Annotated in this window: 31 protein-coding genes; 23 read left to right on the top strand and 8 right to left on the bottom strand. The window is 39.8% G+C overall.

The features are described from left to right. Positions 1–874: 874 nt before the first annotated feature. From FHG85_RS11510 to FHG85_RS11485, 6 genes are all read right to left on the bottom strand, one after another. On the bottom strand, positions 875–2131 hold the full coding sequence (locus FHG85_RS11510; RefSeq protein WP_173076034.1) for a hypothetical protein: 1257 nt from the start codon (positions 2129–2131) through the stop codon (positions 875–877). Positions 2132–2750: 619 nt separating this feature from the next. Further along, the gene (locus tag FHG85_RS11505; protein WP_173073684.1) at positions 2751–3350 is read right to left on the bottom strand and encodes a hypothetical protein; all 600 of its coding nucleotides are present in this window, start codon (positions 3348–3350) and stop codon (positions 2751–2753) included. 4 nt (positions 3351–3354) lie between these two features. Next, positions 3355–4008: a CHAP domain-containing protein gene (locus tag FHG85_RS11500; protein ID WP_173073682.1), complete on the bottom strand. Its 654-nt coding sequence runs from the start codon at positions 4006–4008 to the stop codon at positions 3355–3357. After that, the gene (locus tag FHG85_RS11495) at positions 3971–4399 is read right to left on the bottom strand and encodes a hypothetical protein (RefSeq protein ID WP_173076032.1); all 429 of its coding nucleotides are present in this window, start codon (positions 4397–4399) and stop codon (positions 3971–3973) included. The genes FHG85_RS11500 and FHG85_RS11495 overlap by 38 nt, the downstream gene beginning before the upstream one ends. 1242 nt (positions 4400–5641) lie before the next feature. Next, positions 5642–6004: a hypothetical protein gene (locus tag FHG85_RS11490; RefSeq protein ID WP_173076030.1), complete on the bottom strand. Its 363-nt coding sequence runs from the start codon at positions 6002–6004 to the stop codon at positions 5642–5644. Between the two features lie 3 nt (positions 6005–6007). Continuing rightward, positions 6008–8299: a hypothetical protein gene (locus tag FHG85_RS11485; RefSeq protein WP_173076028.1), complete on the bottom strand. Its 2292-nt coding sequence runs from the start codon at positions 8297–8299 to the stop codon at positions 6008–6010. Positions 8300–9013: 714 nt separating this feature from the next. On the opposite strand from FHG85_RS11485, the gene FHG85_RS11480 reads away from it, so the two are divergent. Both FHG85_RS11480 and FHG85_RS11475 read left to right on the top strand, forming a co-directional pair. Then, positions 9014–9517 (top strand): plasmid pRiA4b ORF-3 family protein, encoded by a 504-nt coding sequence (locus tag FHG85_RS11480; RefSeq protein ID WP_173076026.1) that lies wholly within the window; start codon positions 9014–9016, stop codon positions 9515–9517. A gap of 3 nt (positions 9518–9520) precedes the next feature. Further along, positions 9521–10024, top strand: a complete 504-nt coding sequence (locus tag FHG85_RS11475; RefSeq protein ID WP_173076024.1) for a prolyl-tRNA synthetase associated domain-containing protein — start codon at positions 9521–9523, stop codon at positions 10022–10024. A gap of 67 nt (positions 10025–10091) precedes the next feature. On the opposite strand, the gene FHG85_RS11470 is transcribed toward FHG85_RS11475, so the two are convergent. Then, a complete protein-coding gene (locus FHG85_RS11470; protein WP_173076022.1) occupies positions 10092–10550 on the bottom strand; it encodes a peptidylprolyl isomerase in 459 nt (152 codons plus the stop codon). 113 nt (positions 10551–10663) lie between these two features. Further along, complete coding sequence (locus FHG85_RS11465) at positions 10664–12817, bottom strand: elongation factor G (RefSeq protein ID WP_173076020.1); 2154 nt, start codon at positions 12815–12817, stop codon at positions 10664–10666. Positions 12818–13210: 393 nt separating this feature from the next. On the opposite strand from FHG85_RS11465, the gene rpsL reads away from it, so the two are divergent. The 21 genes from rpsL (at position 13211) to rplR (ending at position 24314) form a co-directional block, all read left to right on the top strand. Further along, a complete protein-coding gene (gene rpsL, locus FHG85_RS11460) occupies positions 13211–13591 on the top strand; it encodes a 30S ribosomal protein S12 (protein ID WP_173076018.1) in 381 nt (126 codons plus the stop codon). A gap of 25 nt (positions 13592–13616) precedes the next feature. Beyond that, positions 13617–14093, top strand: a complete 477-nt coding sequence (gene rpsG / locus FHG85_RS11455) for a 30S ribosomal protein S7 (RefSeq protein WP_173076016.1) — start codon at positions 13617–13619, stop codon at positions 14091–14093. Between the two features lie 72 nt (positions 14094–14165). Further along, on the top strand, positions 14166–16244 hold the full coding sequence (gene fusA / locus FHG85_RS11450; RefSeq protein ID WP_394366223.1) for an elongation factor G: 2079 nt from the start codon (positions 14166–14168) through the stop codon (positions 16242–16244). Positions 16245–16266: 22 nt separating this feature from the next. Then, on the top strand, positions 16267–16572 hold the full coding sequence (gene rpsJ, locus FHG85_RS11445) for a 30S ribosomal protein S10 (protein ID WP_173076012.1): 306 nt from the start codon (positions 16267–16269) through the stop codon (positions 16570–16572). Between the two features lie 25 nt (positions 16573–16597). After that, a complete protein-coding gene (gene rplC, locus FHG85_RS11440) occupies positions 16598–17215 on the top strand; it encodes a 50S ribosomal protein L3 (protein WP_173076010.1) in 618 nt (205 codons plus the stop codon). Further along, positions 17215–17847 (top strand): 50S ribosomal protein L4, encoded by a 633-nt coding sequence (gene rplD / locus FHG85_RS11435; RefSeq protein ID WP_173076008.1) that lies wholly within the window; start codon positions 17215–17217, stop codon positions 17845–17847. Before rplC ends, rplD begins: the two co-directional genes overlap by 1 nt. 12 nt (positions 17848–17859) lie before the next feature. Further along, on the top strand, positions 17860–18150 hold the full coding sequence (gene rplW, locus FHG85_RS11430) for a 50S ribosomal protein L23 (RefSeq protein WP_173076005.1): 291 nt from the start codon (positions 17860–17862) through the stop codon (positions 18148–18150). A gap of 5 nt (positions 18151–18155) precedes the next feature. Next, positions 18156–18983, top strand: coding sequence for a 50S ribosomal protein L2 (gene rplB / locus FHG85_RS11425; RefSeq protein WP_173076003.1), 828 nt, complete (start codon positions 18156–18158; stop codon positions 18981–18983). 19 nt (positions 18984–19002) lie between these two features. After that, the gene (gene rpsS / locus FHG85_RS11420; protein WP_173076001.1) at positions 19003–19272 is read left to right on the top strand and encodes a 30S ribosomal protein S19; all 270 of its coding nucleotides are present in this window, start codon (positions 19003–19005) and stop codon (positions 19270–19272) included. Positions 19273–19296: 24 nt separating this feature from the next. Then, a complete protein-coding gene (gene rplV, locus FHG85_RS11415) occupies positions 19297–19710 on the top strand; it encodes a 50S ribosomal protein L22 (RefSeq protein WP_173075999.1) in 414 nt (137 codons plus the stop codon). A gap of 7 nt (positions 19711–19717) precedes the next feature. Further along, on the top strand, positions 19718–20443 hold the full coding sequence (gene rpsC / locus FHG85_RS11410) for a 30S ribosomal protein S3 (RefSeq protein ID WP_173075997.1): 726 nt from the start codon (positions 19718–19720) through the stop codon (positions 20441–20443). Positions 20444–20473: 30 nt separating this feature from the next. After that, complete coding sequence (gene rplP / locus FHG85_RS11405; RefSeq protein WP_173075995.1) at positions 20474–20902, top strand: 50S ribosomal protein L16; 429 nt, start codon at positions 20474–20476, stop codon at positions 20900–20902. An 8-nt stretch (positions 20903–20910) separates the two neighbouring features. Then, positions 20911–21111: a 50S ribosomal protein L29 gene (gene rpmC, locus FHG85_RS11400; protein WP_173075993.1), complete on the top strand. Its 201-nt coding sequence runs from the start codon at positions 20911–20913 to the stop codon at positions 21109–21111. A gap of 13 nt (positions 21112–21124) precedes the next feature. Further along, positions 21125–21397, top strand: coding sequence for a 30S ribosomal protein S17 (gene rpsQ, locus FHG85_RS11395; protein ID WP_173075991.1), 273 nt, complete (start codon positions 21125–21127; stop codon positions 21395–21397). A 2-nt stretch (positions 21398–21399) separates the two neighbouring features. Continuing rightward, positions 21400–21765 carry a 50S ribosomal protein L14 gene (gene rplN / locus FHG85_RS11390; protein WP_173075989.1) on the top strand — a complete coding sequence of 122 codons (366 nt, stop codon included), beginning with the start codon at positions 21400–21402 and terminating at the stop codon, positions 21763–21765. 18 nt (positions 21766–21783) lie between these two features. Continuing rightward, positions 21784–22104, top strand: coding sequence for a 50S ribosomal protein L24 (gene rplX, locus FHG85_RS11385; RefSeq protein WP_173075987.1), 321 nt, complete (start codon positions 21784–21786; stop codon positions 22102–22104). After that, positions 22104–22661, top strand: coding sequence for a 50S ribosomal protein L5 (rplE, locus tag FHG85_RS11380; protein WP_173075985.1), 558 nt, complete (start codon positions 22104–22106; stop codon positions 22659–22661). Before rplX ends, rplE begins: the two co-directional genes overlap by 1 nt. A 3-nt stretch (positions 22662–22664) precedes the next feature. Further along, positions 22665–22934, top strand: a complete 270-nt coding sequence (rpsN, locus tag FHG85_RS11375; protein ID WP_173075983.1) for a 30S ribosomal protein S14 — start codon at positions 22665–22667, stop codon at positions 22932–22934. Between the two features lie 26 nt (positions 22935–22960). Further along, the gene (gene rpsH, locus FHG85_RS11370; protein WP_220429279.1) at positions 22961–23356 is read left to right on the top strand and encodes a 30S ribosomal protein S8; all 396 of its coding nucleotides are present in this window, start codon (positions 22961–22963) and stop codon (positions 23354–23356) included. A 21-nt stretch (positions 23357–23377) separates the two neighbouring features. Then, positions 23378–23932, top strand: a complete 555-nt coding sequence (gene rplF, locus FHG85_RS11365) for a 50S ribosomal protein L6 (RefSeq protein ID WP_173075978.1) — start codon at positions 23378–23380, stop codon at positions 23930–23932. 22 nt (positions 23933–23954) lie between these two features. Further along, on the top strand, positions 23955–24314 hold the full coding sequence (rplR, locus tag FHG85_RS11360; protein WP_173075976.1) for a 50S ribosomal protein L18: 360 nt from the start codon (positions 23955–23957) through the stop codon (positions 24312–24314). The last annotated feature ends 1 nt before the right edge of the window (position 24315 follow it).

The raw sequence follows: 24315 nt of genomic DNA, 5'->3' as shown, positions 1-24315 counted from the left end.
TTTGCCTTGATGCAAAAGAAGCAAAATATCAAGGCTCAAAAGCCTGTTCCGATGGGTGCCCCGTGGGCGTGTCTGCAGCGCGGCGCAACTCACCATGCCTTTGGCATGGATCAAACAGCGCCGCTTCCTTTGCCCTACGCAACGCCCCGCCCACGACCCATTGGCGGGACAGGCTTTTATGCCGGGTTTAGATTGCAAGACAGCTAGTAACAGCAGTGGTTAAAAATCTAAATTATTGGTTGTGAGTTAGTTTAGTTCAACAAAGGCATTAATTTGCTTTTAATAAATTTTAAATCTTAAACTGATTTATTTATTGTTGTTTTATATTTTTTCAATTTTTTATATTGTAGAATTCTTATTATAATGAGTAATGTAAATAATATTATGGCAAGATTTTTAGCAGGAAAAATTAGACCTCCATCACCTAGATAATCCCATCCAGGATTAAATAATATATTAATAATTATTATTAAATTAAATATATCGAACAGTTTATAGATATAAATTTTAACTTTTTATTGAATAAAAAATTACTACTGGAATTATAAAGTAAAATATAGCATTAATTAAAGACCAAAATAATCCAAATAACGATGAAAAGGGATCAAAAGCAAATGGAGTATACTCCTTTTCAATAAACTTTAGAATTACATCTTTTGAAATTGGCGGCCCATAATCTGGATAAAAATAAAAATAATATTGATTAGTAAAGCTGATATGCTCTAAAATTAGACACAAAAATGAAATAAAGATTATCCAAAATAAAAAGTTTATAAGAAAAACTTTAAAATTCATTTTTTTATCTATACTCCACTGCATTTTCATATAATTTAATCATTTTTATAAACTTGTTAACTTCCCTTTTCCCTTTAATTTAAAAATCTTTACCAATCCCTGTTTTATCATGAAAGGATCTAAATGTGTCGTTAAAATAATTATACTTATAATCTAACACTGAAACATGACTTATTGGCTCCATTGGTTCAAATATACTGCTCGACCATGCACCAAGTGGCTGAAAGCGCTCAAAATTAAATTCATCCTTAATTTCCTGCCATACTTTTGTTACAATAATTGTTCTTGTTTGTGGATCATATTCTCCTTCAAAAAAATATCTATAACTAACTGAACCAAATGAAGTACTATGGGGATTGTTTATATCAAATACAAAATCCTCTTCCGCAACACTACAGTTACCAAAATTTAAGTCACCTATAACATAATTTTTACTATTATTAATATTTTTAAAACTTAATTCTAATTTATCTTTTTCATTTAATATTTTTCCCCTTATATCATTTAAATCATATAATCTAAATTTATCATCTTCTAAATCTATTTCTATCTTTCTATTCTTATTCTTCTCAACATAGCTTAAATATTCTTCATTCCTTTCTTTTAATAATTGCCATGAATCTATAAATTTAAAGAGTTCTTCATCCATCTGAATATCTCCACCTCCTGTAAGCCAGTTATACATAAATACACTTGCATAATAATAGCCTCTGTACCACATATTCAATGGCAAATACAATATAAAGCGTTCTTTTTCGTTTAATTCTTTATAATAAACGTTTTTCTTAATTAAGTCTGCCTCTATTTCTTCAATATCTCTGTATATCCGTTCACAAGTATAAACTTTTTCATTTATCTTCAATGTCTCACTTCCAAAAAGTACAGAATGATTTTCCTTACCTGACAAAAAATCATATATTATATCTCTATCTTTTTCTGATAAACAGTTAATTAACCCAAAATCACCTAACTTGATTTGATACATAGTAGCATCATAAAAATTTGAATATTTTTCTGTCTTTTCAATATTTATATTAGAAAATTTACCGGCTTTCTCATATATTAAAAATAATTTATCTTGAATTTCATATTTGAAAAATTTCTCACCAGGTGTTAATGCTCCAATTTTTTTGCTATCAATAACTAAACTAATTTGGTAATTCTTGTATAAGCGTAACGACATTAATGATTTCTTTACATCAAGCATAAACATCGCCCCCTCCTCCATACCGTCGAACAGCCCGGTGGTGGAGATGGGGTTATGGATCAAATCCCATTGGGGTTTGAGCAGGTGGGTGTACCTATCGGCAATAGCGGGTGTGGTTGGGTAGTCCATAAGGTTACCGGTTGTGCCTTGGGGTAAATATACAAAATTTTTCTCACTGTAGGTGTGGCGGAGTTTGAGGAGGAATTTGAGGAAGTTAGAGGAAGTTAGAAGAAGTTAGAAGAAGTTAGAGGAATTTAAGAGAATGACACGGAATGACACGGAAACATTCGGAATGTATCGGAAGATCATATGACAATTCTTGAATCCGTCAACGCAGGACAAATCTTGAATCCGTCAATGCCGGACAAGTCTTGAATCTGAAATCTTGAATTAATGCCATGCCGAACCTGCCGAAGCCACGTTTGTTTTTCCCTTCTTTTGCCTTGATGCAAAAGAAGCAAAAGATCAAGTCTCAAAAGCCCTACCCGATGGGTGCCCCGTGGTAGGGTCTGCTGCGCGGCGCAACTCGCCATGCCTGCGGCGTGGCTCAGACAGTGTCGCTTGCACAGGTCCCTATCTACGATCAGCTATCGACCCATTGCCGGGTCGGGCTTTTAGGCCAGGGTTGCTTTGCTGAGTGACAGTGGTATACGAATGGATTACAAAATACGCGTGAGCGAGAAGAAAAACACACGCGTCCAAAAAAGAAGCGCATGAATAAGGAAGGTAAATCCGCGTGAGCGGGGTATTAATGGATTTTCTCCATTGCTATTTTTTTTATATACTTTTTCCCAAAAGTTCTAGGTATTTCATCTCCCAATTTCTGATTTTCTATTTCGACCCATTTGCCTGATTCGTATTTATAAATAATAACCTTGCTATCAGTTTTTTCATTATAATATACAGCACTACCAGATTCTGAAGTCTCTTTAAATGGGCCTTCTAAATCAGTCTTATCTACAAAGAATGTATAAATATCAAATTCTTTAACTAGTCTCTCTTTATCTTTTGTAAAAAGTCTACTTGCTGCGCAATTTATATAAAAAAGAGGCTTATAATCTTTCTTATTATTGCACTCTCCTTTAGGGGTTTGAACTGCATCTTTTGTCCATTTCTCAGGAAATTGTTTTGAAATTGCATAAATACACCCTTGCCCGACCTGTACATCCTTCATGTAAAATTCATAATATATAACTGTAACATCATCTTCTTTCTTTATACTATATGTAGTTGTCCATACATATTCAGGGTTTTTAATTAAAGAAAAGAAGTCAATAGGTGATTCATTATTTTGTGCTTTACCTGAACCAAAAACACCTATCATAAGTATAATTAAATATTTTTTCATGGTTTTATTTAGTAGTTACTGGTCTAAAATATCCTTTCCAACCTTCATGTTTATATAAAGCTTTTCCGGTTCTTGTATATATTGATTTTCGGATACAACTTTTACAATAACCATCAAGGTCTTTTGAAAGTGATTCTTCGGAAGCCCCTAAACTTCCAATGGCTTCAATGACTGTTACTTTGTCTGTCTCCTTATCATAAGAAACAACAACCCCTGTATGCCCGTCACTAGAGCTTCTACTCCATAGGAAAACATCCCCTGGTCTAATATCCTTAAAATCTTCTTCTTCACTATTCTTTACGTGCTGTAAGAAACTATCGAACCTTCCATCCCTCATGCTACTTAACATCAAAGATGTATAAAATGGATGTGGAACTTCCTCTAAACCACAAACTTTCTGTAAAAAGCGTGCGACTAATTCGGAACAGTCCATTTTTTCTAAAGCCTGTTCAGTTGTATCATATCTTAAACTACCAGGCTGTTGTTCATAATCAGTTCCAAGAAACTCTTCAATTTCAGATAGAGCAGCACTTATTGTAGCGCCAAATAAATAATTTTCAATATTATCAGCATCTTTATCTTCAACTGTTATTACCAAAAGATTTGATATTGTGTTTCCATTATAATCTCCAAAAGGTAAAAGTTGTAAAACTTCCATATGCTCCAAAATGATAATTATCACCACCTTTATAGATATTACATTCCTTCTTTAAAACTTTAATATTTAATTCTGAATAATTATATTTTAGAACTGATATTTTAATTTCTTCATCTCCATATAGTTTAAAATTATAATCAATAAAGAAATTCTCGACACCATACTTCTTAATTACACAAGTTTCAGTTCCTGCTTCATTTGCATTTCTTATAGCATCTAAAATATCTTTTATTTCAGCATCAGCATTAACTTTCATCGCCCCTTCCTCCATGCCTTCGAACAGGCCGGTGGTGGACTGGGGGTTGTGGATGAGGTCCCTCCCGCCGTGGAGCGGGATTAATTCAACCAGCGCGCTTCGCTTCGCTGGAGCTCGCTCAGCACGGGGTTTCATTGAAACTGGGTTTTGATTAGGGCGGTGTACCTATCGGCAAGCGCCGGGGAGGTTGGGTAGTCCATAAGGTTACCGGTTGTTCCTTGGGGTAAAGTTACAAAATTTTTATCACTGAAGGGGTGGCGGATCTGGTGGAAAATATGAGGAAGTTAGAGGAAGTTAAATAATGAAGTTAGAGGAAGTTAAAAGAATGATTCGGAATGATTCGGAACGATTCGGAAATAATCGGAAGGATTCGGAAGAACCGTGTTTAGTTTTTAGATTTTGGAGTTTCGAATTTTTTTGACCTCACCCCCTGCCCCTCTCCTGAAAAGGAGAGGGGAGTTAAGCCTCCCCTCTCAGGGGAGGTTTGGAGGGGTCCTTGGAAGGAAGAAGGATTCGGAATGATTCGGAAACATTCGGAATGTATCGGAAGATCATATGACAATTCTTAAATCCGTCAACGCAGGACAAATCTTGAATCCGTCAATGCCGGACAAGTCTTGAATCTGAAATCTGAAATCTTGAATCCGGCAAAGCCGGACAAGCTCTTGAATCTTGAATCCGTCTAAGCCGGACACAGCCTTGAATCCGTCTAAGCCGGACAATTCTGAAATCCGTCAATGCCGGACAAGTCTTGAATCTGAAATCTTGAATTAATGTCATGCCGAGCCTGCCGAAGCCACGTTTATTTTCCCCTTCTTTTGCCTTGATGCAAAAGAAGCAAAAGATCAAGGCATAAAAGCCTGTCCCGATGGGTGCCCCGTGGGCGTGCCGGCCACGCGGCGCAACTCGCCATGCCTGAGGTATGGCTCTAACAGCGCCGCTTTCAAGCCCCCACGCAACGGTCCGCCCAAGACCCTTTGGCGGGACAGGCTTTTATGCCGGAGTTGCTTTGCTGATTGGCAGTGGTATACGAATGGATTACAAAATACGCGCTAGCGAGAAGAGGAGCGCACTTGTTCAAAAGAAATGCGCGCTAACAAGTGGAAGCTCAGGCGCAGTCCCGCTTTGCGGGATAAACTCTGCTGCTGATAGTCCGACGGCAGTGCAACCGCCGCCGAACACAGCTCGTTTATTGCTTTTTACACCCTTGACTCAACATAAAACAACAAAAGAAATCAGGCACAACCTGAAAGAATGGTTGGATGCAGGTACGCTTCGCTAACCAACGCCCAACTTAATGTGCTTCCTTATTTAGTTACAGCCTCGGCTCAACTGGGACGCACTTTCAAATGTTTTGGATGTGATGTAAAATACTTCCTACCCCGTGTAACGTTTCATAAACTCATCAAAATCAGCCGACCAGCTGAAATCGCCTTGCAATATATCGGAGAAGTATAGTTCGATAATTTTAGCATGTAAATCAAATAATCCCTTTGATTCTATCATTTCAATTTTTTCCCCCAACTTTCTAAAGTCTATAAGCCCCATTAAGCCATATTCTCTTTTTGATATTTTATCAATAAAAGTGACATAAAACTCAATACCTCTTTCTAACTGCAACTCAACATTACAATATTCATTTTCCAGATTAACAATACTTGGAAAAGGTGCTGAAATTGAAAGATTATATTTTTGAATTATTCCAGCAAAATCCTTTTTTATATGGTCTATTAATTCCATGGCTTACTTTTTAATAAATTCATAACCTTTTAATATATAGCCTTTGGATTTTAAATAATCTATTTCTCGTCCAAAGAATGATAGAACCCTTTTACCATAGTGATTAGTTAACATTAAATTATCAGAGATAGGTTCAGAAATCAGCCTTATCACATCATTGTTTTCAATGGCTTCATCAAGCCATTGACGGTTAATTTCCCAAGCTCGTTCATAAAGTTCATCAGCCAACTTATTACTACCAGCATCAATAGCTTTTTGTGCTTGCATAAGAAGATTATCTATTTCCGGGTTGCTTAAAATACGGTAATCAACTTTTCCGGAAAGACTTGCATTGAGTATGCCAGTTTTTAACAGGGCATGTGTTCCCCCGGGTTTATCTGCATTATATTTTCCAATTATTGTTGTCCTGCGGGTTTCGTTCCTGACTATATCGCCGCCCCAACCACTATGGCAAAGATAAAACTTATTTTCAATTATTTTGCCTACAACTTCATTTTGGGCGTTCTTAAACAGTATTATATTGTCTGCTACTACTTCAATCTTGCCTATTTTTTTGTAATTTATGACGAGAGTTTGTAATTCATTGGAAAGCCTATTTATCAGAATATCCAGATGGGTTAATTCTTCTCCCAAATCTCCGGCATATTTTGCCCATTCATCATACTTGTCCAGTTCGTCTCCCAGATTGTCTATCTGGTTAAAGGCCTTTGGATTATGTGCTTTAACTATATCTTTAACTTCGGGGTTGTTCTTCCAAATATTTCGTAGAGTTGCAATTTCATCGGGCATCGTGCTATTAAGCCTGGTTATCGCTGCTTGCCCTATATTGGCGATGCTACTAACAAGTGCAATGGTATTAAAGGCTTTCAGGAATTTTGCCCCTTCGGGGATTTCATTCAGTTTATCTTCAAAACCAGTTAATGCAATATCTCCCAGTGCAGTACCTATTTCAAGAATTTGGAAGAATAGCCGTACACCTTTCACTCCCGCCTTAATCTCTGACATACCGATTGCAATGGAAGCAATATCAAGGCCAATACGGACAAAGTCTTTTGTGCTTTCATTTATTCTTTCTGATATCAAATTGTGCAGTACGTAAGCCGGAACAAAACAAACATCACCTTTCTTTACATTCAGAGCCGGTAGATCTATATCAAAATGCAGAAATATATAATCGTAAGCATTGACAGGGAATTCTTGTTTCTTAGTATTTTCATTTAAAGTCAGATAGCCGTTATAATCAGCATAGGAAGTATTTATAACTTCATTGTAGGAAATGGTAATTACACCATCGTTGCCAAAACTGCTACTGTAAAAATTCCCATTCAGCTTGTGAATCCACCGGAAAACCTTGTTTTCATCATGCAGCTTTTTATAAAGGCTTAATTTATCTTGTACAGGGTATGATTTTTCGATGTAGTCCCACATTATACCGGCAAACTTCCCGTAATTTTTATCCGGAAATACAAATTCAACATCGCTCAGACGGCTGTCCAATTTCTTTAATAGTGGTTCGCCTTCTACTTTCTCCGAAAGGAGCCTGTCAATAAGTGCTTTTGGGTTGTCTTGCGTTTTTATGAGATTAAAAGCTGCCAGTTCTTCGTCCGTATCCTTTTCCTTCCCCCAAATCCAGCCACCATTGAACATAGTGCAACCAACAAGGGTCTTGAGGTATTTAACCCTATCGTCAATGGAAATATCAGAAATTACAAAATCCGGCACGTTTTCAAAGACAACATCTATTTTGTTGCAATCATCGCTATAATTAGCCAGGTAATTTTTGTATGTGGCAATGATTTTTTTCTTAAAATTTTCTGTAAACGTATACCCAAGTTCTTTTAATAATAGTGTGAAATCTGGATAAGAATAAGTCCAAATACGAATAGCTTCCTCAGATTTTCCATCGTATTTGTATGAAAGGTAAAAACCGGAATGATATTTTTCGTTAATAATAAAATCAACGTCAGGGGATTTCAGGTTTACTTTCCCATCGTCAAAAACCTCTGCATAGATCCTCGTCTTTTTACCATCCAATCTGGCTTCCAATGGGTGGTTCCCCCAATAATTAAAATTGTAGAACTTGCTTCGGTCAAAATTGGTTATTGAGCCTTTGTTGTTCTTAATCCATGTAATTAATTCATTTATCTTAACATCATGACTCGCCCCCTCTTCCATGCCGTCGAAGAGCCCAGTGGTGGACTGGGGGGTGTGGATGAGGTCCCTCCCGCCGTGGCACGGGATTAATTCAACCAGCGCGCTTCGCTTCGCTGGAGCTCGCTCAGCACGGGGTTTCATTGAAACTGGGTTTTGATTAGGGCAGTGTACTTGTCGGCTAGTGCCGGTGTGGTTGGGTAGTCCATAAGGTTACCGTTTGCGCCCTTGGGTAGGATGACAAAATTCTTTTCGCTGAAGGTGTGGCGGATCTGGTGGAAGAATATGAGGAAGTTAGAGGAAGTTAAATAATGAAGTTAGAGGAAGTTAAAAGAATGATTCGGAATGATTCGGAATGATTCGGAACGATTCGGAAATAATCGGAAGGATTCGGAAGAACCGTGTTTAGTTTTTAGATTTTGGAGTTTCGAATTTTTTTGACCTCACCCCCTGCCCCTCTCCTGAAAAGGAGAGGGGAGTTAAGCCTCCCCTCTCAGGGGAGGTTTGGAGGGGTCCTTGGAAGGAAGAAGGATTCGGAATGACTCGGAAACATTCGGAATGTATCGGAAGATCATATGACAATTCTTGAATCCGTCAACGCTGGACAAATCTTGAATCCGTCTAAGCCGGACACAGCCTTGAATCCATCTTCGCCGGACAATTCTGAAATCCGTCAATGCCGGACAAGTCTGAAATCTTGAATTATTGTCATGCTGAGCTTGTCGAAGCATCTCTCTTTAGAAAAGACCTGCTGAATTTCCTTAAGATGTATATGCCACAAATATTTTGTTTTTCGTTCTTCTTTATTTACTCTAATTAATTTTACTTATATTTGACATGCTAGCATAAACAAATAGAATGATAGATGTAAAACTTACTATAGTAAATTCTAGACCTGAAATATATCGGGTTATTCGAGTACCAGGGGACTTGAGTCTTCAACTTTTTCACGAGGTTATTCAGGCTACTTTTGAGTGGACAAATGTCAACTCCCACTTTTTTAAATTGGGTGATACAATTATTAAAAATGAGGAAGAAAAAAGTATTAACCTTGTAAAGGAAGAGAGTAGTAGGTTCTATTATGTGTACGACTTTGCTGATTTTTGGACCATTAGCATAGATTTCTTAGCAATAAGCAATGGCGACAATAAAACACCGATTTGTATAGAAGGTAAAAGAAAATCACCACCCGAAGATTCTGGCGGAATTGTAAATTATACCGAAGTTGTAGAACTATTGAAAAGACACAAAGAAGGGGAAAGGAAGTATCCATTAATAGCAGATTGGTTAGGCGAAGATTTTGACCCCGAAGAATTTGATTGCCAACGTATCAATAAAAATTTACAAAACTTGATTTTATAATTGATGGATTATAGAGGCGACCCGCAGGTTTATGGCGTTTTAAAAGAGTTAAATATCCCATTTGAATACCACGAACATCCCGAAGCTCCAACTGTTGAAATTGCATCACAGTTCTGGGATGGTATTGATTCAGCACACTGCAAAAACCTTTTTTTTCGGAATCATAAAGGGAATAAGCATTATCTTGTTATACTTGAGTATAGGAAGATGCTAAATATAAAGCAGCTTGAGAAACTTTTGAAACAAGGTAAGTTAACATTTGCTTCGCCTAAGAGAATGCATAAATACCTTAATCTTACACCTGGATCAGTTTCCCCATTCGGATTAATCCACGACACCGAAAATCATGTTCACCTCTTTATTGACCAGAGTCTAAAGGAAACTCAAAAAATTAGCTTTCACCCAAATTTGAATACAGCATCGTTGGTGATAACTACCAAAGATTTCTTCCGATATTTGGATTGGACTGGTAACTCCTATGAGTTTATTGATTATGTTATTGAGTGATGTTTTTATAAAGTAAAGGCTGTCGGACTTTTTCGGACAGCCTTTATTGAGCATTTGTTGTCAAGATTTATTCTTCAATAATTACAACTTTCTCAATCTTGTCGCCAACACGAATCCGGTCAATCACCTCTAGTCCTTCGTATACTTTTCCGAAGCAGGTATGCTGCCTGTCAAGATGCTTGGTGTTCTCCCTATTGTGGCAGATGAAGAATTGTGAGCCACCAGTATTCCTTCCTGCATGAGCCATAGAAAGGACACCGCGATCGTGGTACTGATTATTTCCGTCTAGCTCACAATTAATTTTATAGCCAGGGCCTCCTGTTCCAACACGTGGATCAGACATGTCTTTTGAAAAAGGACAACCTCCCTGAATTACAAAGTTGGGAATAACACGGTGGAATGCCAACCCATCGTAAAAACCCTCTTTTGCCAGCTTAACAAAGTTGGCAACGGTGTTAGGCGCATCCTCCTCGTAAAACTTAACCTTCATTACTCCTTTTGCTGTGTGGATTTCTGCTGTTTTCATCAGAATAAATATTTAGTTGATTAAAAAATTTCGCTTCAAGCTTGTTGTTGCAAAAATAAAAAAAGAAGGTAAACGCAACGGTTTACCTTCAGAGTAACATATATGTGGGGGTACTATTCTTCCTCTTCTTGTTCCTGGTATGCTTTTAGGAGCTTTTCCTGAACATCAGAAGGAACTTGCTCGTATGAAGCGAACTTCATGGTGTAGGTAGCTCTACCGCTTGTTAAAGATGACAAGGTGGTTGAATACCTGTTAAGCTCAGCCAAAGGTACCTTGGCATTTATTATTTCAAAACCTTTATCGCTTCCCATACCCATAATGATTGCACGGCGGTTTTGAAGATCGCTCATAACATCACCCATACGATCGGAAGGAACCAAAACTTCTACATCGTAAACGGGTTCCATAATCTTAGGACCTGCTTCTTTAAAGGCGTTTTTGAAAGCGTTGCGTCCAGCAAGTTTAAAAGAGATTTCGTTTGAGTCAACTGGGTGCATTTTACCGTCATATACAGCAACACGTATATCGCGAGCGTAAGAACCAGTAAGAGGACCTTCTTCCATCTTCTCCATTATACCTTTAAGTATGGCAGGCATAAAGCGGGCATCGATAGCACCACCTACAATACAGTTGTAGAATACGAGTTTGCCACCCCACTCAAGGTTAATTTCCTCTTTCCCTCTAATGTTAAGGTTGATTTCCTTACCGTTTACCTTATACTTAACAGGATCAGGAGCACCCTCAACGTAAGGCTCAATTACAAGGTGTACCTCACCAAACTGTCCAGCACCACCCGATTGCTTTTTATGGCGGTAATCGGCTTGAGCCACCTTAGTGATAGTCTCGCGATAAGGAATACGAGGTGGTATGTATTCAATATCGAGCTTATGCAGATTGGTAATCTGCCATTTTAGGATGTTAAGATGAAATTCACCTTGACCTGAAACAATAATCTGTTTTAGCTCCTTAGAGTGCTCAACCAATATCGTTGGGTCTTCCTCGTGGGCTCTATGAAGTAGTTCGCTTAGCTTTTCAACCTCTGCCTCATTTTTAGGTTTAACCGCTGTGCGGAATTTTGGATCGGGGAACATCATGTTGGCAAAGGTGAAATCGAGGCCAGGGCCACAGAGCGTATGGTTGGTTTTGGTGTTTTTCAGTTTAACTGTTGCTCCTATGTCACCGGCAACAAGTTCTGTTACCTTGTTTCTGTTCTTTCCTGCAACAACATAAAGCTGTGAGAGACGTTCTTTGGTTGAGTTGTTGGCATTGGTAAGGTCCATTCCCTCAGTTACCTTCCCCGACATTACACGGAAGTAGCTGATCTCACCAATATGAGGCTCAACAGTCGATTTAAACACAAACAGTGAAGTTGGAGCTGATGCATCACAAGCTATGGGCTTGCTACTATCATTGTCGAGCATTGGGCTATGGTTTGGTTTTGGCCCAACGTTAATGATGAATTCCATCAAACGTTTTGTTCCAACATTTTTGTGTGCAGAAACGCAAAATATTGGGATGATTTCGCGATTTTTTATGCCAGTAGAAAGACCAGAACGCATCTCGTCCTCGGTAAGGTAACCTTGCTCAAAGTATTTCTCCATTAATGACTCGTCGTTCTCTGCTGCGGCTTCAATAAGGGCATTATGCAGTTCGTTGGCCTTATCCGTTTCGCTATCGGGTATAGGCAACTCTTCGCGACTACCATCTTCATTGAACTTGTACATTTTCATGGTAACCACATCGATAAAACTATTGAAAGAAGCCCCAGGATTTAATGGATACTGTGCGATAACTACCTTTTTGCCAAAAGTTTGCTTAATCGACTCAAAGGTAACGTCAAAGTTTGCTTTGTCATGATCGAGCTGGTTAACCGCAAGAATCATTGGCTTGTTAAGCCTTTCAGCATGACGATTGAATATTTCAGTTCCAACTTCTACGCCATACTGTGCATTCACAACCATTACAAGCAGGTCGACAGGATACATTGAAGAGATAACCGCTCCAATAAAATCGTCGGAACCTGGTGTGTCAATAATGTTCAGCTTGCTATTATTAAATTCGGTGAAGAGTAGAGTTGAGAAAATAGACCTTTGGTTTTGTTGCTCAATTTCAGAGTAGTCCGAAACGGTGTTTTTCCCAGCAATTGTTCCTTTACGGTCAATAACTTTGCCTTCGTACATCATCGACTCGGCTAACGAAGTTTTACCCGAGCCGGTATTCCCAAGTAAGGCAATATTCCTAATTTGTTCGGTTTGGTAGGTTTTCATGCGTGTAACGCTTATTTAGGTTAAACAAAATTTTTATTTTAACACGTCGTAAAGTAACATATTATATAAGGTATTAAAAACGCTCATCATATTACCTTACGACTAGTTAACTTTTTGAGTGGCCTCAAAAATAGTAAAATTTTATTTCTATCAAATCAATTTGAGAAAAATGGACATGTTGTTAAACATTATTTCTGATAAAATTTGCAAGTAGTTATAAATCAGTATTGTTTTTCTTAAATAAAAATTTTACTTTTGCGGCCGCAAAATGTAGAATGGCTAAAAATGCTGATGTTCAGCAAAAAAGTCTTTTTACATTATTGTAATTGCAAAAAAATCAATACCTTTGCAGTCCGTTTTAAAAACCATAAACTAAAACAATAATTTGGATTTATGCCAACAATTCAGCAACTAGTAAGAAAAGGAAGGTCTCTGCAGGTGGAGAAAAGCAAGGCACCAGCCTTAGATGCTTGTCCCCAGAGACGAGGTGTATGTGTACGTGTGTACACCACTACGCCTAAAAAGCCAAATTCGGCTATGCGTAAAGTTGCCAGGGTTAGGCTTACTAATGGTAAGGAGGTTAACGCCTACATTCCTGGTGAAGGTCACAACTTACAGGAGCACTCCATTGTGCTTATCCGCGGTGGTAGGGTAAAAGACCTACCAGGTGTTCGTTATCACCTAATTCGTGGAGCACTCGATGCTTCTGGTGTTGAAGGTCGTAAACAGGGCCGTTCAAAATACGGTGCCAAAAGACCTAAAGATAAAAAGTAAAGTTAACCTCAGAATTGGTTGAACAATGAGAAAAGCAAAACCAAAAAAACGAATCATCTTACCCGACCCAAAGTTTGGGGATGTGATGGTAACAAAGTTTGTTAATAACCTTATGCTACAGGGTAAGAAAAGTATCGCTTTCGATATCTTTTACAATGCACTTGACATTGTAGGGCAAAGGATGAAAGATAGCGAGAAAACCCCACTAGAAATTTTTAAAATCGCTCTTGAAAATGTAACACCTCAGGTTGAGGTAAAAAGTCGTAGAGTAGGGGGTGCTACATTCCAAGTTCCTACTGAAGTTCGCCCAGAGCGTAAGCAATCGCTATCAATGAAAAACTTAATCCTTTTTGCTCGCAAGCGCTCAGGAAAAGGAATGAGTGAGAAACTAGCTGCAGAAATCATTGCTGCTTACAATCAAGAAGGTGGTGCCTTCAAACGTAAAGAGGATATGCACAGAATGGCTGAAGCTAACAAAGCTTTTGCACATTTCCGTTTCTAATAACTGATGTGAACGAGGAAGGATAGGAGATAAATGAGCAGAGATTTAAGATACACAAGGAATATTGGGATTATGGCCCACATCGACGCTGGTAAAACTACAACTACCGAGCGTATTCTTTACTATACTGGTAAAACTCACAAAATTGGTGAGGTTCATGATGGTGCGGCCACAATGGACTGGATGGTGCAAGAGCAAGAGCGTGGTATTACTATCACTTCTGCGGCTACCACCACTTTCTGGAACTATGAGAACAAGCAGTATCAGGTTAATATTATTGATACTCCTGGTCACGTTGACTTTACTGTTGAAGTAGAGCGTTCGTTACGTGTACTCGATGGCGCAATTGCAACTTTCTGCGCTGTTGGTGGTGTAGAACCACAAAGTGAAACTGTTTGGCGTCAAGCCGATAAATATAAGGTGCCTCGTATTGCGTTTGTTAATAAGATGGACCGTGTAGGTGCCGATTTCTTATCGGTTGTTCAACAAATCAAGGATAAGCTTGGCGCTAACCCTGTTCCAATTCAGCTTCCTATTGGCGCTGAAGATAACTTTGTTGGTCTTGTTGATCTTATTGAAAACAAGGCTGTTGTTTGGTACGAGAATGCTAAGGATAAGTCAACCGATTATCGCCTTGAGCCTGTTCCTGAAAATATGAAGGAAGAGGTTGAGGAGTGGAGAGGGAAACTCATTGAAGCGGTTGCATCGTATAACGATGAGTTACTTGAACGCTACTTTGAGGATCCTGATTCTATTACCAAGGAGGAGATGATTGAGACTATCCGCAAGGCTACAATTGAAATGTCAATTGTTCCTGTACTTTGTGGAGCAGCATTCAAGAATAAAGGAATACAGCGTTTGCTTGATGCTGTGATTGCTTATCTCCCAAGTCCTCTTGATATTGGTAACGTTACTGGAACTAATCCTAAAACTGGTGAGCCAGAAGTTCGTAAGCCATATATCAATGAGCCTTTCTGTGGTTTAGCATTTAAAATTGCTACCGACCCATATGTAGGTCGATTAGCTTTTATCCGTGTTTATTCAGGAAAGATTGATAGCGGAAGCTACATTTACAATACCCGCACAGGTAAAAAGGAACGTATAAGCCGCTTATACCAAATGCATGCCAACAAGCAAAATCCTATCGATTTTTGCGAAGCTGGTGACATTTGTGCTGCAGTTGGTTTTAAAGATCTTAGAACAGGTGATACCATTTGTGTTGAAGATAAGCCAATTGCACTTGAGGCCATGACTTTCCCCGAACCTGTGATTGGATTAGCTATTGAGCCTAAAACTCAAAAAGATTTAGATAAACTAGGTGTAGCTTTATCTAAATTATCCGAAGAGGATCCAACCTTCAGAGTGAACACCGACCCCGATAGCGGACAAACCGTTATTAGCGGTATGGGCGAGTTGCACCTTGATATTATAGTTGACCGCCTACGTCGTGAGTTCAATGTTGAGATCAACCAAGGTGCTCCTCAAGTAGCATACCGTGAGGCTTTCACTAAGACGGTTTCTCATCGCGAGGTATTCAAAAAGCAAACTGGTGGTAAGGGTAAATTCGCTGATATCATTTTTGAAATTGGACCTGCCGATGATGGCGTTAATGGATTACAATTCGTTAACGAAGTTACTGGAGGTAATATTCCAAAAGAATTTATTCCATCCGTTCAGAAAGGCTTTGAAACCGCAATGAACAACGGTGTGCTTGCTGGCTATGCTATGCCAAGTATGAAGGTTGTTTTAAAAGACGGTTCGTTTCACCCTGTAGACTCCGATGCTTTATCATTTGAGATAGCAGCTCGAACTGGTTTCCGTGTTGCAGGTCAAAAAGCAGCTCCTGTTCTTCTAGAACCAATTATGAAGGTTGAGGTGATTACACCTGAAGAAAGCATGGGCGATGTTATTGGCGACCTTAACAAGCGACGCGGACAGATATTGGGCATGGAGTCAAAAGGTAATGCTCGTGTTGTAAAAGCAAAAGTACCCTTGTCAGAAATGTTTGGCTACGTAACAGTGCTCCGTACTTTAACTTCTGGTAGAGCAACTTCAACCATGGAGTTCTCGCACTACGAAGAGGTGCCTGCTAACCTAGCCAAGGATATTGTAGAAAAATCGAAGGGTAAAGAGATAAAGGAAATAGAATAATTACAATTATCTGTTAAGTACAATGAGCCAAAAGATTAGAATTAAACTCAAATCGTACGACCACAACCTGGTTGACAAGTCGGCCGAAAAGATTGTGAAAACGGTCAAGACTACAGGCGCTGTGGTGAGCGGTCCAATCCCGCTTCCAACACACAAGCGGATTTTTACTGTTAACCGCTCAACGTTTGTTAACAAAAAATCGAGGGAGCAGTTTGAGCTTAGCTCCTATAAACGTTTACTCGACATCTACAGCTCCAATGCGAAGACTATCGATGCTCTTATGAAGCTTGAACTTCCCAGTGGAGTCGAAGTAGAAATTAAAGTATGAGTGTGAATTGTAAATTAAAACGACAATGCCACAAGGATTAATTGGACGAAAAATCGGAATGACTTCCGTATTCGGTGAGGATGGAAAAAACATTCCCTGCACCGTTATCGAGGCTGGTCCATGCGTTGTCACTCAGGTAAAGACAGCAGAAACCGATGGTTATACCGCTGTTCAACTTGCCTTTGATGACAAGAAGGAAAAGAATACCAGCAAACCTATGCTTGGCCATTTTCAAAAGGCCAACACAACCCCTAAACGTAAGCTTGTAGAGTTCCGTGATTGGGAAGGGCTACAATTAGGCGACGTTGTTACTGTAGACCTCTTTAGTAACGATAGTTGGGTTGATGTAGTTGGGATTACCAAAGGAAAAGGATTCCAAGGAGTTGTTAAAAGACATGGCTTTGGCGGTGTTGGAGGAAGAACACACGGTCAGCATAACCGTCAACGTCATCCAGGTTCTCTTGGTGCATCTTCTTACCCATCACGTGTTTTCCCTGGCAAACGCCTTGCAGGTCGCACTGGTGGAGATAGGGTGAAGATTTTCAACCTACGTATTCTAAAAGTAATTCCTGAAAGCAACCTTTTACTTGTAAAGGGTTCTGTTCCAGGAGCAAAGGGTTCTTACATAATTATTGAGAAGTAATGGAAGTAAAGGTACTCAACATATCAGGACAGGAAACCGGCAAAACCATTCAGTTAGACGATTCGATTTTTGGTATCGAACCTAACGATCATGCCATTTACCTTGATGTAAAGCAAATATTAGCTAATCGTCGTCAGGGTACACACAAGGCAAAACAGCGTAACGAGGTTTCCGGAAGTACCCGTAAGCTAAAACGCCAAAAGGGTACCGGTACCGCTCGTGCCGGAAGTATCAAGTCTCCTTTATTCCGTGGTGGTGGACGCGTGTTTGGTCCTGTACCACGTGATTATAGCTTTAAGCTTAATAAGAAGGTTAAGCAGTTAGCCCGCAAAAGTGCTCTAGCATACAAGGCTAAGGAGGATTCACTCATTGTTGTTGAGGATTTCAATATTGAAACCCCAAAAACTAAAGAGTTTATCAACATCTGTAAGAATCTTAACCTTGCAGATAAAAAAGCACTTTTCTTATTGGGCGAGCCAAATAAAAATATATATTTGTCGTCCAGAAATTTACAGAAGCAGTCGGCTGTATGTGCTTCAAACATAAACACATACGATCTTGTGAATGCTAATGTTTTAGTATTGACTGAGAGTTCTGTAGATGTTCTGAACAAAATGTTTAAGGTATCTTAATAAGGAAGCGCCATGGATATTCTGATAAAACCACTTGTAACTGAAAAAATGGAGCGCTTAACCGAGAAGGTAAACCAGTATGGGTTTATCGTGGATAAAAGAGCCAATAAGTTACAAATAAAGAAGGCCGTTGAAGAGATGTACGGTGTTACCGTAGATTCTGTAAATACAATGCGTTATGCCGGTAAGCTAAAGACTCGTTATACACGTACGGGAGTGCTTGTAGGACGTACCAATAGCTTTAAAAAGGCAATAGTAACGCTAAAAGAAGGTGAGACAATTGATTTTTATAGCAACATTTAACTAAGATGGCTGTACGGAAACTAAAACCTGTTACACCAGGACAGAGACACAAGGTTATAGGTTTGTTTGATGATATCACAACTAACAAACCTGAGAAATCGTTACTAGCCCCCCTGAAAAAGTCTGGTGGTCGCAACAACCAGGGAAGAAGGACAATGCGAAATAGAGGGGGTGGACACAAGCGCAGATACAGAATAATAGACTTCCTGCGCAACCGCGAAAATGAACCGGCAGTAGTAAAAACTATTGAGTACGATCCTAATCGTACTGCCCGTATTGCACTAGTTGAGTACCCCGATGGAGAAAAGCGTTATATCGTTGCTCCACACGGGCTAAAAGTAGGGCAAACAATCATGTCGGGACGTGGAGTAGCACCTGAGGTTGGAAATACGCTTTATCTAGCTGAGATTCCACTAGGTACATTAATCCACAACATAGAACTATATCCCGGACGTGGTGCATGTATGGCAAGAAGTGCTGGTTCCTACGCTCAGCTACTTGCTCGTGAGGGTAAGTACTCTATTATTAAGCTGCCAAGCGGTGAAACCCGCATGATTCTTAACGAGTGTAAGGCAACAATCGGAACAGTTTCGAACTCTGACCATGCCCTTGAAAAATCTGGAAAGGCTGGACGTTCACGCTGGTTAGGCCGTCGTCCTCGTGTTCGTGGTGTTGCCATGAACCCTGTTGATCACCCAATGGGTGGTGGTGAAGGACGCGCCTCCGGAGGCCATCCACGCTCTCGCAAGGGTATTCCTGCTAAAGGTTATAAGACTCGTTCTAAGAAGAAGCACAGCAATAAGTTTATCATTGAACGCAGGAAGAAAAAGTAATCTGTAAAAAATTGTAATTATGAGTAGGTCACTTAAAAAAGGTCCATATATCGACTACAAGTTGGAGAAGCGCATCATTCAGATGAACGAAACCAACAAAAAGTCTGTAATTAAGACTTGGTCAAGGGCTTCGATGATATCTCCCGATTTTGTTGGACACACCATTGCAGTTCACAACGGGAATAAGTTCATTCCTGTGTACATTACCGAAAACATGGTAGGTCATAAACTGGGCGAATTTGCTCCCACACGAACCTTCCGTGGCCATGCAGGTAATAAGAAGAAATAGTGAATTGAGAAAAAGAAAAAAGACATGGGTGCAAGAAAACACAATATGGCCGAGAGGCTCAAAGCGGAGAGGAAAAATAAAGCAGTTGCTCGTTTGCGCAACTGCCCAACCTCGCCTCGTAAAATGCGCTTAGTTGTTGACCTGGTACGTGGAAAAGACGTAAATACAGCTCTCAACATACTTAAGTTTAGCCGTAAGCACGCTGCTAAAGATGTTCATAAGCTAATTCTTTCTGCAGTGGCTAACTGGAAAGTTAAAAATTCTGATGTACGCATTGAGGATGCAAATCTTTATATCAAAGAGATTTTTGTTGATGAAGGAAGGATGCTAAAACGTATCCGTACTGCACCTCAGGGGCGGGCACATAGAATCCGTAAACGCTCAAACCACGTTACCGTAGTGGTTGATAGCGCAGTTAATAACGAATCTAACAACTAACAGCTACATGGGACAGAAAGTTAATCCAATAGCAAACCGTTTAGGAATAATCCGTGGTTGGGATTCCAACTGGTACGGAGGTAAAAAATACGCTCAGAAAATACTAGAAGATAGTAAAATACGTGAATATCTTAACGCTAGGCTTGCTAAAGCTAGCCTTTCAAAGATTGTTATTGAGCGTACCCTGAAGCTGATAACCGTAACCATACACACTGCTCGCCCAGGAATCATTATTGGTAAGGGTGGACAGGAAGTTGATAAGCTACGCGAAGAGTTACGTAAGATTACTAACAAAGACGTTCAGATAAACATCTTTGAAGTAAAACGCCCCGAACTCGATGCTGTTATCGTAGGTAGCAACATCGCTCGCCAGATCGAGGGTCGTATTTCGTACCGTAGAGCAATTAAAACTGCAATTGCTGCTACTATGAGAATGGGTGCCGAGGGTATTAAAGTACAAATCTCTGGTCGTTTAGGTGGTGCCGAAATGGCACGTTCAGAAACCTATAAGGATGGTAGAATTCCTCTACATACCTTCCGTGCTGATATCGACTACGCCCTAACCGAAGCTCACACTAAGGTTGGTGTTATCGGTATTAAGACCTGGATTTGTAATGGCATTGTTTATGGTAAGCGCGATCTATCTCCAAACCTTGGAGGTAAGAGCAACGCATCTGATAAGAAACAAAAGCCATCAAGAGGGAATCGCACTCGCGCACGTAAAAAGAAATAGTTAGGTTGATTACCACTAAAGCATTTTAAAATGTTACAACCAAAGAAAACAAAATACAGAAGGCAGCAAAAGGGTAAGATGAAAGGAATGGCCCAACGTGGCAACCAGCTAGCGTTTGGCTCTTTCGGAATAAAAGCCCTAGAACCAGCTTGGATTACAAGCCGTCAGATTGAAGCTGCTCGTCAGGCTGTAACACGTTATATGAAACGTGAAGGTCAGATCTGGATTAGAATATTCCCCGATAAGCCCATTACCAAAAAACCTGCAGAGGTTCGTATGGGTAAGGGTAAGGGTGCTCCCGAAGGATTTGTTGCTCCGGTAACTCCTGGTCGTGTTCTATTCGAATGCGAGGGTGTTCCTTACGAAGTGGCTAAGGAAGCTTTGCGCCTTGCGGCTCAAAAACTACCTATTACTACTAAGTTTATTGTACGCCCCGATTTTGTTGAACCCAAAAATTAGTATGAGCCATGAAAGCAGCAGAAATCCGTGAGCTTACAGATAAGGAGATTGTTGAACGCATTGAGCTGGAAAAAAGCAACCTTATTAAGTTAAGGTTGAACCATAGCATATCTCCTTTGGATAATCCACTGAAAATTAAAGAAGCCCGCAGGAACATTGCCAGGCTCAAAACGATCCTGAACCAGCGGAAACTCAGTCAAAACAAGTAATGCTTTTTAAGCTATGGAACAAGAAAACCAAGTTAAAAGAAATAATCGCAAGGAGCGTATCGGGGTGGTAGTTAGCAACAAGATGGATAAATCTATCGTGGTTGCTGTTAAGCGAAAAGTAAAGCACCCTATTTACGGTAAGTTTGTTAATAAAACTACCAAGTTCTACGCTCACGACGAGAAGAACGATTGCAACGTAGGCGACATAGTTCGCATTATGGAGACACGCCCTCTTAGCAAGCTTAAACGCTGGAGGTTAGTTGAAATTATTGAAAAGGCTAAGTAGTCATGATACAACAGGAAAGTAGACTAGTAGTAGCTGATAATAGCGGAGCAAAGGAAGTGCTCTGTATCAGAGTTCTGGGAGGTACTCGTAAGCGCTATGCGAGAATTGGCGACAAAATAGTAGTAACTGTAAAGAGTGCGATCCCAGGTAGCGACGTAAAAAAAGGTACTGTTAGCAAAGCAGTAGTTGTAAGAACCAAGAAGGAAGTTCGTCGTCCCGATGGCTCATATATTCGCTTCGACGATAACGCTTGCGTTTTGCTAAACAACCAGGGCGAAATTCGTGGTACTCGTATTTTTGGTCCCGTTGCCCGTGAGTTACGTGATGGATATATGAAGATTGTTTCACTTGCACCTGAGGTGTTATAAACCCCAAACTGAAGAATTATGGCAAAGTTACATATCAAGAAAGGGGATATGGTTTACGTAATCTCCGGTGAATCAAAGGGCCAACAGGGCCGCGTGCTCAAGGTGCTCGTTGAGAAACAACGTGCTATAGTTGAAGGTGTAAATATGGTTTCAAGGCACACTAAGCCCAACTCTCAATACCCACAAGGTGGTATTATAAAGAAGGAAGCCCCTATCCATATTTCAAACCTTATGGTAGTTGATCCTACCACAGGAAAACCTACTCGTATTGGTCGTCGACTAAACGATAAGGGTAAACTAGTTCGTTACTCAAAAAAATCAGGAGAGGAGATTAAGTAATGGAATACGTACCAACCCTAAAGAAAAAATATAGGGAGGAAATTGTCCCCGCGCTCATGAAACAGTTTAACTACAAGAGCGTGATGCAGGTTCCCCGGTTGAAGAAGATAGTAATCAACCAAGGGATAGGACAAGCAGTAGCCGATCGTAAGCTTATTGAGCAAGCACAGGCTGAACTAACACAAATTGCTGGTCAAAAGGCTATTCTTACCTACTCGCGTAAGGATATATCAAATTTTAAACTCCGTAGAGGAATGCCTATCGGCGTTAAAGTTACTCTCCGTCGCGATAGGATGTATGAGTTCATGGAACGCTTAATTAGCGTTTCATTGCCTCGTATCCGCGATTTTAAGGGAATTAACGATAAACTTGATGGCCGTGGTAACTATACACTCGGTATTCAAGAGCATATTATTTTCCCTGAAATCGATATCGATAAGGTAAATAAAATCTTAGGTGCAGAAATCACCTTTGTTACCTCTACCGATAACGATGAAGAAGCATATGCGCTCCTACGTGAGTTTGGTTTACCTTTTAAAAATGCTAAAAAGCAATAGTCTATGGCAAAAGAATCAATGAAAGCACGTGAAGTTCGCCGTGCTAAACTCGTAGAAAAATACGCCGAGAAAAGAGCCAAGTTAAAAGCTGAAGGTGATTACGTTGGATTACAAAAGTTACCTCGTAACTCTAACCCAATCCGTCTACGTAATCGTTGCAGCATAACCGGAAGGCCAAGAGGTTATATGCGCCAGTTTGGTATAAGCCGTATTACCTTCCGTGAAATGGCTTCAAAAGGGTTAATCCCAGGTGTGAAAAAAGCTAGTTGGTAGAAACTAAATAATATAACGAAGCAATGATTACCGACCCAATTGCAGATTACCTAACCCGAATTCGTAACGCCGTGATGGCTCGCCATCGGGTTGTTGAGGTGCCCGCTTCGAACATGAAAAAGGAAATGACCAAGATCTTGTTCGATAAGGGGTACATCCTAAATTATAAATTTGAAGATGATGGAAAGCAAGGTATTATCAAGATTGCTTTAAAATATCATCCTGAAACTAAAGCTTGCGCCATTAAGCATTTAGAGCGCGTTAGCAAGCCGGGCTTGCGCAGGTATGTTAACGCTAGAGAACTTCCAAGGGTTTTGAATGGTTTGGGGATTGCTATAATAAGCACTTCTCAAGGCCTAATGACCGATAAGGAAGCACGTACTAAAAACATTGGTGGCGAAGTTGTTTGCTATGTTTACTAAAATTGCATAATTTATAAGATAATGTCGAGAATAGGAAAAAAACCTGTAAACTTACCACAAGGCGTTACGGTGAATATTAGTCCCGATAATGTGGTAAGCGTGAAAGGCCCTCTCGGAGAACTAAAGCAAAAAGTAGATCCGGATATTACCGTAAAGGTAGAGGGAAATCAAGTTGTTCTCACCAGACCAACTGATCAAAAACGCCATCGTTCATTACACGGTCTTTATCGTTCACTTATCAACAACATGGTTGTTGGGGTATCTCAAGGTTTTGAAATTAGACAAGAGCTTGTTGGTGTAGGGTATAAAGCCGAAGCTAAAGGACAAATACTTGAGCTTAGCTTAGGGTTTTCTCATGATATCTACTTTGAACTTCCTAAAGAAGTTAAGGTAGAAACCATCACCGAGAAAAAAGGAACCCCTAAGGTGATTCTAAAAAGCATTGATAAGCAACTACTAGGACAGGTGGCTGCTAAAATACGCTCGCTACGTAAACCAGAACCATACAAAGGTAAAGGTATTCGTTTTGTGGGTGAAGTTATTCGTAAGAAGGCTGGTAAGTCAGCTAGTGTATAACCCGTAAAACTGAAAGAGAGATATGGCTTTAAGTAAATTAGAAAGAAAGCAGCGCATTCGTAGAAGAATCCGCAAAAAGGTTTCGGGAACCGCTCAAAAACCACGTATGTCGGTTTTTAGAAGCAACACCAACATATACGTACAGTTTATCGATGATGTGAATGGTGTTACACTAGCTTCCGCATCTTCTATGTCGAAAGAGATTGCTGAGAATAAAAATATAACAAAAACCGAACAAGCCCGTCTTGTTGGTCAGCTTGCTGCTAAAAATGCTCTTGCTAAAGGTATTGAGCAGGTAGTATTCGATCGTGGAGGTAATCTATATCATGGTCGTATTAAAGCACTTGCTGATGCTGCAAGAGAAGGTGGACTTAAATTCTAAG

It is taken from the genome of Tenuifilum thalassicum (genome assembly GCF_013265555.1).
GTDB classification, from domain to species: Bacteria; Bacteroidota; Bacteroidia; order Bacteroidales; family Tenuifilaceae; genus Tenuifilum; species Tenuifilum thalassicum.
The sequence above is the reverse complement of the archived record's forward strand: the minus strand, read 5'-3'. Positions and strand labels throughout refer to the sequence as shown.